We start from the raw sequence: 12,500 nt of genomic DNA, 5'->3' as shown, positions 1-12,500 counted from the left end.
GAAATCATAATACCTGTGAAGATGCAGGTTACCCGCGACAAGACGGAAAGACCCCATGGAGCTTTACTGTAGCCTGATATTGGACTTTGGTACGATCTGTACAGAATAGGTGGGAGCCTGAGAAGCCGGTGCGCCAGCATCGGTGGAGGCGCCGTTGGGATACCACCCTGATCGTATCGGAGTTCTAACCCGCGGCCCTGATCGGGTCGGGGAACAGTGTCAGGTGGGCAGTTTGACTGGGGCGGTCGCCTCCTAAAAGGTAACGGAGGCGCCCAAAGGTTCCCTCAGAATGGTCGGAAATCATTCGTAGAGTGTAAAGGCAGAAGGGAGCTTGACTGCGAGACCTACAAGTCGAGCAGGGACGAAAGTCGGGCTTAGTGATCCGGTGGTTCCGCATGGAAGGGCCATCGCTCAACGGATAAAAGCTACCCTGGGGATAACAGGCTTATCTCCCCCAAGAGTCCACATCGACGGGGAGGTTTGGCACCTCGATGTCGGCTCATCGCATCCTGGGGCTGAAGTAGGTCCCAAGGGTTGGGCTGTTCGCCCATTAAAGCGGTACGCGAGCTGGGTTCAGAACGTCGTGAGACAGTTCGGTCCCTATCTGTCGCGGGCGCAGGAAGTTTGAGGAGAGCTGTCCTTAGTACGAGAGGACCGGGATGGACGCACCGCTGGTGCACCAGTTGTTCCGCCAGGAGCACAGCTGGGTAGCTATGTGCGGACGGGATAAGCGCTGAAAGCATCTAAGCGTGAAGCCCCCTCCAAGATGAGACTTCCCACAGCGTCAAGCTGGTAAGACCCCTCAAAGACGATGAGGTTGATAGGTTCGGTGTGGAAGCGCGGCAACGCGTGGAGCTGACGAATACTAATCGGTCGAGGACTTATCCACTCCATGATCCTTTGCCAACCATGCGTATCCAGTTTTGAAGGCGCGAAGTCTTCAACGTTCCTCGGTAGCTCAGTCGGTAGAGCAATCGGCTGTTAACCGATCGGTCGGGGGTTCGAGTCCCTCCCGAGGAGCCATTCATCTGCTCCTGTAGCTCAGTCGGTAGAGCGTTTCCATGGTAAGGAAGAGGTCGCAGGTTCGATTCCTGTCGGGAGCACCATTACCTTTGGCCCGTTGGTGAAGTGGTTTAACACAGCAGCCTTTCACGCTGTCATTCAGGGGTTCGAATCCCCTACGGGTCACCATGTAATGAAGTGGGTCCCTGCAAAGGAAACGGAATGTGCTTCCAAGCATACCGTGACTTTGTGGGGTGTTGTGGAGGCTTAGCTCAGCTGGGAGAGCATCTGCCTTACAAGCAGAGGGTCGGCGGTTCGATCCCGTCAGCCTCCACCATTCCATTCGTACCACTTCGTTGGTAGGAATTTGGGGAGATAGCGAAGTGGCTAAACGCGGCAGACTGTAAATCTGCTCCCTCTGGGTTCGGCGGTTCGAATCCGTCTCTCCCCACCATTTCCATTATCCATTGGGGTATCGCCAAGCGGTAAGGCAACGGACTTCTAAGCCGTCGGTCGGGAGTTCGAATCTCTCCTGGGACGCCATCCGTTAAAAATCCCGTAATATCAACGTTTGTCAGCCGGGAATGAGTCCGGCAGGCCGAACGAAAGGTCAACGGTCTACGGTAGGCGTGCGGGGAGAAAGCGGGAACCGATCGCCAGAGAACGTTGACGCGTTAACGGTTAAACCTCCTGCGGATTCGTCAAAAACGAATCAACGGGAGGTTTTGTCGTGTCTACGGATAAACGTACAGGCCGGAAACTCATCCGCGGTCAACGGTCGACGACCGTAAACGAACGCGTGTCCTACGGCCTCGATGACGCATTCGAACTCTTTTATAACGTGAAGAAGGCGGAGGGCATGCGAGAACGCACGCTGGCCGATTATAAGGCCCACTGGCGCTATTTTCGCGCGTGGGTAGACGATAACTACCCCGGCGTAAAAATAAACGATATAACGCCGTCTATTGCGCGAGAGTACTACATCTACATGGCGGATGGGCGGACGAAGTACGAGGGCGTAGAGGGCCGCGAAATCGAAGGACAAGCTCTATCGCCGACGACCGTCGCAATCCGGTTGCGGACGTTGCGGACGATGTTCAACTTCTGGGCGCGCGAACGAATGATCGACATTAACCCGGTCGCTAATTTGAAGCCGCCGAAAGAGGACGAGGACGAAATCGAAGCGTTCACGGACGACCAACTCCGCCTCCTCTTGGCCGCGCCAGATACGCGGACGTTTGCGGGGTTTCGCGACAAAACGCTCATGATGCTCCTTGCAGATACGGGCCTTCGCATTAACGAGGCGCTCGCGTTAACGGCGGAACATATCGACGTGAAAGCGCGTTGCATCCACTTGCCGGCCGCGATGAACAAAAACCGCAAGCCGCGGATTGTGCCGGTATCTCACGAAGTCCTGCGCTTGTTGTTCGAGTTGATGACGGAGAACAAAACGTTCTTCCCGGACGCCGAACACATTTTCCTTACGGCATATGGCGAGCCTTTGACGGGCGATACCGTACGGAAGCGACTAACCCGATACGGGAAACAGGCGGGCATTGACGGGCAAGTCCGGGTGAGTCCGCACACATTCCGTCATTACTTCTGCAAAACGTATCTGCTTAACGGGGGCGACCTATTCACGCTACAACGAATCGTGGGCCACGCGGACATCTCAACAACGCGCAAATACGTACAAATGGACGACGAGAACATACGGGCGCAGCACGCGCAGTTTTCGCCGATCATGCGGCTTCGTGCCGGTAAACGACGCTAGTCCTTCGGGGCTGGCGTTATTTTTTTTGTCCGTAAGTTGTGCGAGATCGAGTTTCGTGCGTTTAACGGAGTAGACAGCGAAAAAAAAAATAATCGGGAGGTGTACAAAATCGAAGTTCGGTTGTTATTAGAGGGTAGAAAGCGAAAAAAAATGCGCGAGGTGATGTACCAATTTTGCTCACTATTGTGCTTATAAAAAGTAAAGAAACCGAAAAGCCCCTCAGGACAGCAGCCTGAGGAGCAGTTCGGCGAGGAGCACGACCCACCATGCTTCCTCGGCGCTGAGGTAAATCGTGATGTTGTAGGTGTTATTGCTGCGATGGTTCAGATCGCAGCCCTCCCTCCCTGTCGTTTTTAGCGCCAAAGCGCTAGGCGTCCGCATTGGCACGACAGAACACCCGAAGGGATTACCAAAATTTTACCACGCGGAGGTGATTTCCGTAAATGTCCGCTGAGCAAAACCTCGTTTCCGTCGAAACCCAGTCGGAATATTCCGTCACAACCGGCCGCCGTGAAACGCGCATCTTCGTAAAGATGTACGTCGAAGCCGCAAGCTCCGGGCTCATCGCGGACATGGGCGCGGAACGGTGGCAGACCCTTTGCGTTCTGGCCTCGTTCATGGACGCGAGTGGCGATTGCTACCCGTCGCAGGAACATATCGCGGCAAGGCTCGGCGTATCGCGCCAGGCGGCAGGAAAGCGGATCAAATCGCTACTCGCGTACAGATGGCGGGGGCGGCCCTTGGTGATCGCGACGAAAGCGCGAGAGGACGGGACACAGCGGTTTGAGAACACGAGGTACACGGTGCTTCCCGTCAGTCAGCTCGCGATATTCGACGGGGAGGCGGAGTCCATGTCCGCTGGAGCCGACACGGGTTGACCCGTATATGGCTCTACTTGACAGTAACTATATCCATCTTTAAACAAGAACCATCTTTTAACTAGATAAGAGATAGCGCTCAGGATTCGTTTCACTCATCCTTCGCGCAGTCTCTATCTATGTATAAACACACAGGCAATCCAACGCGACAAAGGGATCAAGTAACAGGGAGGATGACACATGAGTGTGTATAAGCCTGTTGTTCCAAAATGGGTCGCTGAAATCCTTGAGTTGGAAAAGAAATATAACAACATCCATTACCCATTTAAGTGTAGCGGTAAGACAAGAAAAGACTGGCAAGAGTGGAAACGTAGATACTCAAGGAAGTTAAAGTACGCGCGGTTAAATGGTTGGATCGTCAGTGAGGAGTTAGATAGTTGAACACACGCAACGCGAAGAAAGGATGGTAAAGATGAATGTGCAAGCAAGGCAATCGAACGAGACCGCCGCGCTCTCCAACGACTTGGCTGTTATCGCCGCCGAGATAAATGCCTACAAGCGAGTCGCGGGTGAAGCAATCTTTGAGATCGGGCGGCGACTGAAAGATGTTCGCGATGCTAAACTTGACAGTCAAGACCCGAGAGAGCGACTTATCGCGCAACAACGGGAGGAGGTAGGCGGGTGGATAAAGTGGCTAACTGAGCATGTAGAGTTTACGCGCCAGACAGCTACTAGGTTTATTCAAGCGTTCGAGCAGTTCGGTGATGGTACGCATGCGTACCACCTCCCTATGTATAAGATATTTGACCTAATTTCGATTGAGTGATTGTCCTCTAGATGAGGGCAATAGTCCTCATGGATTGACCGAACTTTGGACTGAATCATGACAAATGCCTCCTTTTTGTAGGTTTAGATACCTATTCTACGCGAGTAAATGTTTTCCTGTTGAAAGGAGCCCGATGCCCATGCCCTGCAAACTCTGCCTCGAACGCGGCAAGACTTGGAACGGAGACGACCCGCGCTGCGCCTTCGAAACCGGCGTATTTTCCCCGGACAACTGGAACTGCGCGACCATGAACGCCTTGCGTGACATCTCCCGCAAAATGCGGACGACCTACCGCGATGACATGGAGGCCGCCTCCATCGGATACGTCCCGTTCGAAGACGGCTATGTCGTTATGACGTGGTACAAGGATCGCGGACGCACCGGCAACGCATTCATCGCGTATGACGACGAACCCATACGCGAACTAACGGAAGCCGACGCGCTACTTGCGATCGAACAAAACCGCTGAAAGGAGCCGATACCTATGCGCATTCTCACCGGAACCTGGCGTCGCCTCACCCCGCGCACCAAGTTGCGTCTGCTCCACGCCTACGCCACGCAAACACATCGCCAGACGCGCTAGAACCGCCCTATAAGCCGCGTTTGCCTCGCGGGTATATTACGGGTACCATGCGCAAACCAAACGCTCTACGCGGCGTATAAACGGTCTCAGACGATAACTATACGAGGAGGTAACGTATGCTCACGATAAAACCCGGCGACCGCGTCCGCGTGCTGACGGGATGGTACGCGGGCCAGATCGGAAGGGTCTACGCGATTGGACGGCGCGACAACTATCCGATTCACGTCGAGTTCCCGAATAAGGACGTTAACGCCTATTACGAGGAGCAAGTCGAAAATGTTGACGAGGAGGTAACGATATGACAACGAAACCTAACGGAATCACACCGGAAGAACTCACCGCGATACGCGAGCGTGCGGAGAAGGCGACGCCGGGACCGTGGTTGTGGAGTGGCGCGAAAGTTCTTAACGGTAAGTACATGTTTGTTCCGCAAGGGTCATATCTCGCGGACACACTAATAACGTTCGGGGATACGTACGAAAATGGCGGGTATGACGCCGAGTTCATCGCCCACGCCCGCGAGGACATTCCGCGGTTGCTTGCGGAGATTGAGCGGTTACGTACCGCGTTAGAAGAGATCAATCGCGCGTGGTACGAGGATAGCACCGATTACGATTTTGCGATGAAAGTGCGGACGATACTCGATAAGAGCGGATTCCGAAAAGGAGAGTGACGCGGAATGAACACGGACAAAATCACGCAGTATCTCGAACAAATGGCGGCCAAACTCGGTGTCGCGGCGGAACACGTTTATGGCGTGCTCGTGCGGCAGCAGTTGGCGGAGGGTATCGTATGGGCGGTTGGATGCGCGGTCTATATCGGTTTTCTCGTATGGTTAGGGCGGAAGCTATACGCTAAGCAAGCGGAAATCCGAGAACGCAACGCGAGTAAATCGTACTTCAACAGGGAGGACGATATAAGCGAGGGGATTTTTGCTTACAACATGCTCGGGGGAATTTCCGGTGTGCTTGCGTTCGCACTTTTACTTTACGGGGTCATGCATGTCGTGAGCCCAGAGTATTACGCAATCCGTGAAATCATGGACGTTATCGGGGGTGCTACGCGATGAGCGAAACTAAACGTGACCTTAACGTCGACCTCGCGATATGCAACGCGGCAACTTCGGGGCCTTGGGCGGCCGATAAGGGATACGAGCAATCTGAACGAGGCAACTATGTATACAGCCAGGCGGATGGGTCCGTTGTCTGCGCGGAACAAGACGATACAGACTGCGTTCTGACTGACACGGACGCCCGTTTCATCGCCGAAGCCCGCACCGGATGGCCTCACGCGATTGAGCGGGCGCTGGCGGCGGAAAAACGTGTCGCGGAGTTGGAGGCGAGGTTGGCATGCATTGAGGAAAAACGCGCTAAGGCGCGAGAGCAATTCGAAGCTCTCCGGAAGAAATTACGTAAATGCTGCGTCTGTGGCCGTCCGTTCGTTGCGATCGATCCCGAAGAATTCGCGTGTAGTCCGTGGTGCGGCGAGCACTTGACAGAGGGGGCGACCGCCGATGACCAAACGGAATAACCGCCTCCCACCCGCCAAAGACTGGCGCGCCCGCCCGGTCGAAACGTGGAATACCGCCAGCTTCACGGAGTACCTCCGCGACCGCCACACGGAACTCTACGGTATCCCGTACGTTCCCGGTCGCGGCGGTTGGCGCGCGGAGCAGGGCATGATCAAGCGGATGATCGACGAGCACGGTCCGGAAGTCGTCCGGAGATTCATCGACGGGTGCTTCCGCGAGTACCGGCCGACTCGCGAGTACCCTGGCGTGAACTTTACGTTTATGTACACGTATATGCGCGGCAGGGTGCTGCCGAAGGTGCTGGCGGAGGCGAAGCGCGAGGTAAGGCGGGAACTGGCGGAGGCGTCGCGGCCAAGTTTCGAGGAGCTGGCGGAGTGGTTGTAAGATGCGAACAAACGGCGAACGTTCGACATGTGTTCGTATTTCATCCGGAAAATGTTCCGGAAGTGTTCCGTCTGTTATCGCGGTCGACAATTCGATTACGATATAAGCGTGTGATTTTCCCACGCTGACGTACATTACTCTTCGGAGGTGACGTCGTCATGCTCGAAGAAAATTAAAAATCAATGCCTAACTTTCGGACAAAAAGGTCAAATATTAGAGTGAGAAGGATGTGGAGGTGTCCGCTAATTGACGCAAACAAACGCGCATAACTGCATTCTCCGCGAACCCTGCCGGACGGCCACGGACCCCACCGTCTGCACCCGTTTATGCCCGCACTTCATCGCGCTCCACGGGGCGTCCGGCGCAGGTGGTAGAGTGAGCGCAGCGAACATACCGTCCGACTACCGCCATGTAACGGTAGCCACCTCGGTCGTGCGTGCAAGTCAACCGGAGGTGTATCGCTTACTGACCGAACGGATTCGCGGGAATCCGTCTTATATCGAGACATTCGAGCGTCAGTTCTCGGATGATCCCGCCGACCGGATCAAGTCGTTATACCTGTACTCGCGCGAGCCTGGTACCGGCAAAACAACGACGGCCGCCGCGATTGCGAACGCGTATCTCATCGCGCACTATATCGGCAGCCTTCAACGGAATAGGCGACCGCTGGAGCGACCGGTATACTTCCTCGATGTGAACGAGTGGCAGACGCTGTTCAACCGGTTCAATCGTCCGCGCGTGCCGGACCATATCGCAGGGCCAGCGTCGGCGGCGTATTATCGCGCGATGGAGGCGGCGATGAGCGCGCCGTTCGCGGTGCTGGACGATATCGGCGTGCGTGACGCGACTGACGCGTTTAGGGGCGATCTACACGCGATTATTAACGCGCGGGTGACGAACCGGCTGCCGACCGTGTATACGTCGAACGTGCCGATCGAGGAACTCGCGCAAGTGTTTGACGCGCGGCTGGCGGATCGGGTCCGGGATCAATGCGCGGTGGTTCCGTTCGTTGGCGAATCGAAAAGGGGGGTGCGGAGATGAGACCGAGGATAAAACGAAATGCGATTCGGTGCTTACATTGCGGGGATGTCATCGAATCGAAACACCGCCACGATTACGTGACTTGTTCTTGCGGAAAGGTCGCGGTGGACGGCGGGCTGGATTATGGTAAGCGTTCCTTTCCGAGCCACCCTGGCGAGGACCATTACGAGGACTTATCCGAATATGAGGAGGATTCGCGATGACCCAACCGAAGCGCACCCGTCAGCGCCGCCAAAAGCCGCAACTATCCGCGGAAGAGTACGCGTATTGTAAGGACGCTACCATTCGGTATGACCACGCGCTCGACGAACGGTTTGGATACGGCGAGTTTGACTGGGACCGATACGTGTTTCTAAACGGTAAACTGGCGGAATGGTACGAATTGCTGCATAAACGCGGAGGTGTGACGGAATGATCCGATGGTTCCTGACGAAGTACCACGCGTGGCAACTGCGTCGGTCCATCCGGTTGGAGGCGAAGGCTCGCCGGTTGTGGGATCGGCATTTCGCGGAGTGGTACGTGTTGCACAGGTAAAACAAATTTGTACTATTGCCAAAATAACCCGGTAGGTGTACAATCTACTTGTACCTAACGGGAACAAACGTTCGTGAAACGAGGTGACTGCGTGTGGCATATGGCGAGCAGCTTTTATCGAAGGTGATCGACGCGAACGACCCGGCCGCCCTAACCCGTTACGACATCCGCGAGGAACACTTTGGCACGGAGGCCGAGCGGAGGGCCTACCGGTTCATCCGCGACTATGCGGCAGCCAACGGAGGGGCCGCGCCGGATTACCGGACGGTGGCGGCAGAGGTCGCGGGCTTTACGTACATGCCGGAGGTTGCGGATTCGTTCGAGTGGCTGGCGCGCAAGGTGAAGGAAGACGCGGGCAAGCGGTCGCAATACGCGTTCTTTACCGGCCGCGAGTTCAACGAGAAATACGCGTCGCTCCCGCCGGAGAGGTTCGCGGAGTGGGTGACGGAGGAGCTCGGAAAGATAACGGACCGCACCCGCGTTCGGACGAAAGTGGGAACGGACCTCAAACGGGATACGGACGCATTTCTCGACGAGTACCGCAAGCGCAAAGAGGGGCGCTCGTTCAAGATTTGGCGCAGCAAGTTTCCGACGATCAACCGCGAGATTGGCGGGTACCTTTCCGGCAACCTCTATACGTGGTACGGGCGGTCGGGGCGCGGTAAATCGATCTTTACGATGGAGGAGGCGATCGAGGCCGCGTTCCAGGGGGCGACCGTTCTCATATGGGCGATAGAGATGTCGCGGTTCGAATGGATGGCGCGCGCCTACTCGTCGATTAGCGCTCGGCTTGGCGTCTGCAACGCGCAAATTGACGGCGTGGATTACGAGGCGGGCTTCGAGAACCGCGCGTTGCTGGCCGGTAAGCTGACGGAAGAGTTCGAACGCGGGTTTGAGGCGTTCCTAGCGCGACTTAACGACGTGGTGCCGGGTACGATTATCGTGCGCGCGGTCGATGATCCGGACTTTACTTCGCGGCGCGTCCGTGATCTGGAAGCGGACATTATCGCGACAAAGGCGGATGTGGTCGTGATCGACCCGTACTACTACCTGACGTACGAGGCGAACACGTCGAAAACGGCGGGCGGGACGCGGCGGAGACGTCGAAGAAGCTCCGGGCGTTGGCCGGACGTACGCAAACGGTGATTCACGGTATCACTCAGGCGGAGGAAGTCCGCGACGATAAAGATGACGAGGGGAATCGCGAGTTGCGGCCGCCGACGCGTGCTGAGTTGAAGAAGTCGAAGGCGTTCCTGGAGGATTCCGCGTTGACGCTCGGGATTGACACGCTGGACGGGATCGGCGTCATTCAACTGAACAAAGGGCGTAATGGAGGCGAGGGCGTCACGGTTGAGGTCGTGTATCTGCCGAATTATGGGATTGTGAAAGAGTTGGAGACGGGGGATGTGGCCGTTCAGCAATTCAAATCAGTTTTTTAGAAAAATCTTCTTGCAATACGAAATCGTATCTGGTAAATTTGAACTACGATACGAGATAGTATCGAAGATTTGAGGAATGGTAGGTAATTGAAATGGATTGCTTGAAAGAGGTACTAACCGCATCAGAGGTTGACCAACTGTGGAATAAGCCGCAAGGAACCACGAAGTTGAAATGCGTTCGCGGAGCCTTTACTGAAGAAGAGGCACGTAAATCAGGCGGCACATGGCTAGTCACTTATAGCGGCGCGGTTAGAGTCTTCGGCAACCCACCGGAAAGGAGTGATGAATCTGAAAGTAGACATCCGCGCTGAGCTCGAAGTCTTCCCGTGGAAGCGAGCTACCTGGACGCCGGACAAGTTAATCGCAGCCTCTCCGTTCCGCTACGACAGCACACCGTCCTTCTACGTCTGGCTCCACGATAACCCGGTAACTGGCGCGCGTGCAGGCGATTGGGGCGATTACGGCGCGGCCGATCCGGAATACCGACGCGGCGGCTTCGTCAAACTCCTCGCATTCCTCCGCAACGAAACGGAAGAGGAAACGCGCGAGTACCTGCGGTGGAAGTACGGGACGGCCCGGTCGCTGCCGATGTCGAGCCGTTAACGCTAGACCTGTCGGGAGTTCTGCGGTTACACGAGCGAAAGCAGCCGTTGGACCCACGAATCCTAAACGTATGGGACCGCGAACATCCGTATCTTGGCCTACGCGGAATAAGCCCGGAGATACAGAAGGAGATGCGCGTTGGGTACGATATAAAGAGTAAAGCGATTACAATTCCGTGGTTCCTTCCGGACGGTTCGCTAGCCAACGTGAAGTTCCGTCGAGTCGATTTGAAGACGTTTTGGTACGTCAATGGCGGTTGGCCGATACGCGAGTTAATTTACGGAATAGACCTAATCTACCGAAAACGGGCGAAGATGGCCGTACTGGTCGAGGCGGAGATTGACGCGATGTACGTCATGACGGCGGGTTTTCCGGCGGTTGCGGTTGGCGGATCGTCATTTAGCGAGGAGAAGGCGGAGTTGTTGCGGAAGAGTCCGATAGAGGAACTGCGGATCGCGACGGACAATGACGAGGCGGGCGAGCGGTTGAAGGCGCAAGTGATCGAGAAGATGGCGGGATACTGCGAGTTGTATGACGTTGAGATTCCGGTTGGGTGCAAGGATGTTAACGAGGTGGGATCGTTAGAGGAGGTGGTGTCTATCGTGAAGGAAGCGGTGCCTTGTAGAGATTCGCTGGCAAATTACTCTTTAAAGAGTAATCGGTGTCGGAGAGTAGGTAGATCCCTACTCCTTTTGACGCCTACGCTTACGTTCCGACGGTTTCACCGGAATCCATTCGTACAGATCGTCGATATGGATTCCTAGTGCGTGGGCTACTGATTTTGCGTTGCCTAACGACATCTTCTTGACGTCATTCACCCAGTCGGAAACTTGAGAGGCGGCATATTGAGCTTCTCACAAAGCTCCTGCTGCGTCATTCCGGCCTCTCTTAGCCTTCTTGCGAGTAGGCACCTTCCGACTTTGAAAGACATCAGGCACCTCTATACTTTTAATTAAATTTAATCCTCACAACTTCCTCAATCGGGACCCGTAGATAGCAGCACACCTTGTTTATGGTCTCGAGGGTAACACTTTGGTTCTTCTTGAACTTTGCCACCGTTGCCGGAGACAGTTTGCATTCCCTAACAAGGTCGATCAGTTGTATGTTTTCTTCTCAATGGTCCGGAAGAGGGGGTCGTAGTTGATCATGGCCTTCCCTCCAGAAAGTAACTTTTCCGTATTCACAAAACTGTATTTTGGGAATATACTTCTATTATACAGGAAAGGAGGGAAAACATTCAAAAAAAGTCCGTAAAGCATGTACCAATTTTACTAGAAATCGTGCTTATTAAAGTATAGGGCGAATGGAGGGGACGATAAAGTGATCACAAATAAACAACTGAATAGGCTTGCAACAAGCGCAAAGCTAGGTTGTCCTGAGGCAAAGGATGAGCTGCTAAGGCATTACATCCCAATTATCGAAAGATTGTCTAAGAGCATCTGGTACTACATCGAGGACACGGACGCTTTTGAAACATACTGTTACAAGCGTTTAGAAGACGCTATCAAAAGGTTTGACCCAAGTCGAGGTTCTTTCTCGTGGCAAATGCAGTTCAGGTTACGTCAAGCAAAAAGCCATTTTCTGAAGAATAGGGGCGAAAAAAGCTAAAACAGATACAGTCCCTTGACGATTTAGGCGAGGTTTCTGATTCTAAGACAAAAAGGAAAGAGTACTTCGAACCAATCGACGATTTGGCGGTCGTCGAGGACGAATTACTTGTGAAAGAAAAAATCGCCCTTTTGGCGAAGGGCGACTCCCGAAAGAAAGCGATTTTACTCGCTTGGTCCGATGGCTTCTACAATGACCCGCACTCTCAGAGTTGTTGGCGCAACTCTTCGGAGGTAAACCGGAATCACATAGGCAAGCCATCAAAAGGTTTAGGTCTTTTTGTCAAGCATCTTTGGCGGAGATTGCTTGACGACCGTTGAGGGAAATGGAAAACGGCGTTTAGGCGTTACGTCGTTC

Annotated in this window: 19 protein-coding genes, 5 tRNA genes and 1 rRNA gene (1 of these 25 running past the window's edge); 23 read left to right on the top strand and 2 right to left on the bottom strand. The window is 54.6% G+C overall.

Annotated elements, in window-relative coordinates; genetic code table 11:
- The 7 genes from A6764_RS00110 to A6764_RS00080 all read left to right on the top strand — a co-directional run.
- Nucleotides 1-889: ribosomal RNA gene (locus A6764_RS00110) — 23S ribosomal RNA — on the top strand; it begins 2,039 nt to the left of the window's first position.
- 58 nt (nt 890-947) lie between these two features.
- Nucleotides 948-1,023 (top strand) — tRNA-Asn (locus A6764_RS00105).
- A 7-nt stretch (nt 1,024-1,030) separates the two neighbouring features.
- Nucleotides 1,031-1,106, top strand: a tRNA-Thr gene (locus tag A6764_RS00100).
- Nucleotides 1,107-1,114: 8 nt separating this feature from the next.
- Nucleotides 1,115-1,191, top strand: a tRNA-Glu gene (locus A6764_RS00095).
- Nucleotides 1,192-1,263: 72 nt separating this feature from the next.
- Nucleotides 1,264-1,339, top strand: a tRNA-Val gene (locus A6764_RS00090).
- A 32-nt stretch (nt 1,340-1,371) separates the two neighbouring features.
- A tRNA-Tyr gene (locus tag A6764_RS00085) sits at nt 1,372-1,456 on the top strand.
- Between the two features lie 276 nt (nt 1,457-1,732).
- Nucleotides 1,733-2,776 (top strand): tyrosine-type recombinase/integrase, encoded by a 1,044-nt coding sequence (locus A6764_RS00080; RefSeq protein ID WP_065068334.1) that lies wholly within the window; start codon nt 1,733-1,735, stop codon nt 2,774-2,776.
- Nucleotides 2,777-2,995: 219 nt separating this feature from the next.
- On the opposite strand, the gene A6764_RS00075 is transcribed toward A6764_RS00080, so the two are convergent.
- A complete protein-coding gene (locus A6764_RS00075) occupies nt 2,996-3,157 on the bottom strand; it encodes a hypothetical protein (RefSeq protein ID WP_264622273.1) in 162 nt (53 codons plus the stop codon).
- A 62-nt stretch (nt 3,158-3,219) separates the two neighbouring features.
- On the opposite strand from A6764_RS00075, the gene A6764_RS00070 reads away from it, so the two are divergent.
- From A6764_RS00070 to A6764_RS00005, 16 genes are all read left to right on the top strand, one after another.
- Nucleotides 3,220-3,654, top strand: a complete 435-nt coding sequence (locus tag A6764_RS00070; protein ID WP_065068335.1) for a helix-turn-helix domain-containing protein — start codon at nt 3,220-3,222, stop codon at nt 3,652-3,654.
- Between the two features lie 180 nt (nt 3,655-3,834).
- Nucleotides 3,835-4,035 carry a hypothetical protein gene (locus A6764_RS00065; RefSeq protein ID WP_065068336.1) on the top strand — a complete coding sequence of 67 codons (201 nt, stop codon included), beginning with the start codon at nt 3,835-3,837 and terminating at the stop codon, nt 4,033-4,035.
- 31 nt (nt 4,036-4,066) lie between these two features.
- Nucleotides 4,067-4,420, top strand: a complete 354-nt coding sequence (locus A6764_RS00060; protein WP_065068337.1) for a DUF3102 domain-containing protein — start codon at nt 4,067-4,069, stop codon at nt 4,418-4,420.
- A 139-nt stretch (nt 4,421-4,559) separates the two neighbouring features.
- Nucleotides 4,560-4,889, top strand: coding sequence for a hypothetical protein (locus A6764_RS00055; protein ID WP_065068338.1), 330 nt, complete (start codon nt 4,560-4,562; stop codon nt 4,887-4,889).
- A gap of 230 nt (nt 4,890-5,119) precedes the next feature.
- Nucleotides 5,120-5,305 carry a KOW motif-containing protein gene (locus tag A6764_RS00050; RefSeq protein WP_065068339.1) on the top strand — a complete coding sequence of 62 codons (186 nt, stop codon included), beginning with the start codon at nt 5,120-5,122 and terminating at the stop codon, nt 5,303-5,305.
- A complete protein-coding gene (locus tag A6764_RS00045; RefSeq protein ID WP_065068340.1) occupies nt 5,302-5,676 on the top strand; it encodes a hypothetical protein in 375 nt (124 codons plus the stop codon). The genes A6764_RS00050 and A6764_RS00045 overlap by 4 nt, the downstream gene beginning before the upstream one ends.
- A 6-nt stretch (nt 5,677-5,682) precedes the next feature.
- Nucleotides 5,683-6,072 (top strand): hypothetical protein, encoded by a 390-nt coding sequence (locus A6764_RS00040; RefSeq protein ID WP_065068341.1) that lies wholly within the window; start codon nt 5,683-5,685, stop codon nt 6,070-6,072.
- Nucleotides 6,069-6,533 carry a hypothetical protein gene (locus A6764_RS00035; protein WP_065068342.1) on the top strand — a complete coding sequence of 155 codons (465 nt, stop codon included), beginning with the start codon at nt 6,069-6,071 and terminating at the stop codon, nt 6,531-6,533. Before A6764_RS00040 ends, A6764_RS00035 begins: the two co-directional genes overlap by 4 nt.
- Nucleotides 6,517-6,918, top strand: a complete 402-nt coding sequence (locus A6764_RS00030; protein WP_065068343.1) for a hypothetical protein — start codon at nt 6,517-6,519, stop codon at nt 6,916-6,918. The genes A6764_RS00035 and A6764_RS00030 overlap by 17 nt, the downstream gene beginning before the upstream one ends.
- A 246-nt stretch (nt 6,919-7,164) precedes the next feature.
- The gene (locus A6764_RS00025) at nt 7,165-7,959 is read left to right on the top strand and encodes an ATP-binding protein (RefSeq protein ID WP_083989949.1); all 795 of its coding nucleotides are present in this window, start codon (nt 7,165-7,167) and stop codon (nt 7,957-7,959) included.
- Nucleotides 7,960-8,158: 199 nt separating this feature from the next.
- Nucleotides 8,159-8,374, top strand: a complete 216-nt coding sequence (locus A6764_RS00020) for a hypothetical protein (RefSeq protein ID WP_065068345.1) — start codon at nt 8,159-8,161, stop codon at nt 8,372-8,374.
- Nucleotides 8,375-8,586: 212 nt separating this feature from the next.
- Nucleotides 8,587-9,639 (top strand): AAA family ATPase, encoded by a 1,053-nt coding sequence (locus A6764_RS00015; RefSeq protein ID WP_319800795.1) that lies wholly within the window; start codon nt 8,587-8,589, stop codon nt 9,637-9,639.
- Nucleotides 9,615-9,932 carry a hypothetical protein gene (locus A6764_RS22255; protein ID WP_319800794.1) on the top strand — a complete coding sequence of 106 codons (318 nt, stop codon included), beginning with the start codon at nt 9,615-9,617 and terminating at the stop codon, nt 9,930-9,932. The genes A6764_RS00015 and A6764_RS22255 overlap by 25 nt, the downstream gene beginning before the upstream one ends.
- Nucleotides 9,933-10,024: 92 nt before the next feature.
- Nucleotides 10,025-10,243 (top strand): helix-turn-helix domain-containing protein, encoded by a 219-nt coding sequence (locus A6764_RS22295; protein ID WP_082059676.1) that lies wholly within the window; start codon nt 10,025-10,027, stop codon nt 10,241-10,243.
- Entirely contained in the window at nt 10,215-10,535 is a 321-nt protein-coding gene (locus A6764_RS00010; RefSeq protein WP_264622363.1) for a hypothetical protein, read from the top strand. Before A6764_RS22295 ends, A6764_RS00010 begins: the two co-directional genes overlap by 29 nt.
- Nucleotides 10,490-11,299 carry a toprim domain-containing protein gene (locus A6764_RS00005; protein ID WP_264622362.1) on the top strand — a complete coding sequence of 270 codons (810 nt, stop codon included), beginning with the start codon at nt 10,490-10,492 and terminating at the stop codon, nt 11,297-11,299. The genes A6764_RS00010 and A6764_RS00005 overlap by 46 nt, the downstream gene beginning before the upstream one ends.
- 184 nt (nt 11,300-11,483) lie before the next feature.
- Here A6764_RS00005 and A6764_RS22290 read toward each other — a convergent pair whose 3' ends face one another.
- Complete coding sequence (locus A6764_RS22290) at nt 11,484-11,633, bottom strand: helix-turn-helix domain-containing protein (protein WP_413542003.1); 150 nt, start codon at nt 11,631-11,633, stop codon at nt 11,484-11,486.
- Nucleotides 11,634-12,500 lie beyond the last annotated feature (867 nt).

This window comes from Brevibacillus sp. WF146 (assembly GCF_001673705.2).
In the GTDB taxonomy this organism is placed as follows: Bacteria; Bacillota; Bacilli; order Brevibacillales; family Brevibacillaceae; genus Brevibacillus; species Brevibacillus thermoruber.
This window is presented reverse-complemented; position numbering and strand designations above follow the sequence as displayed.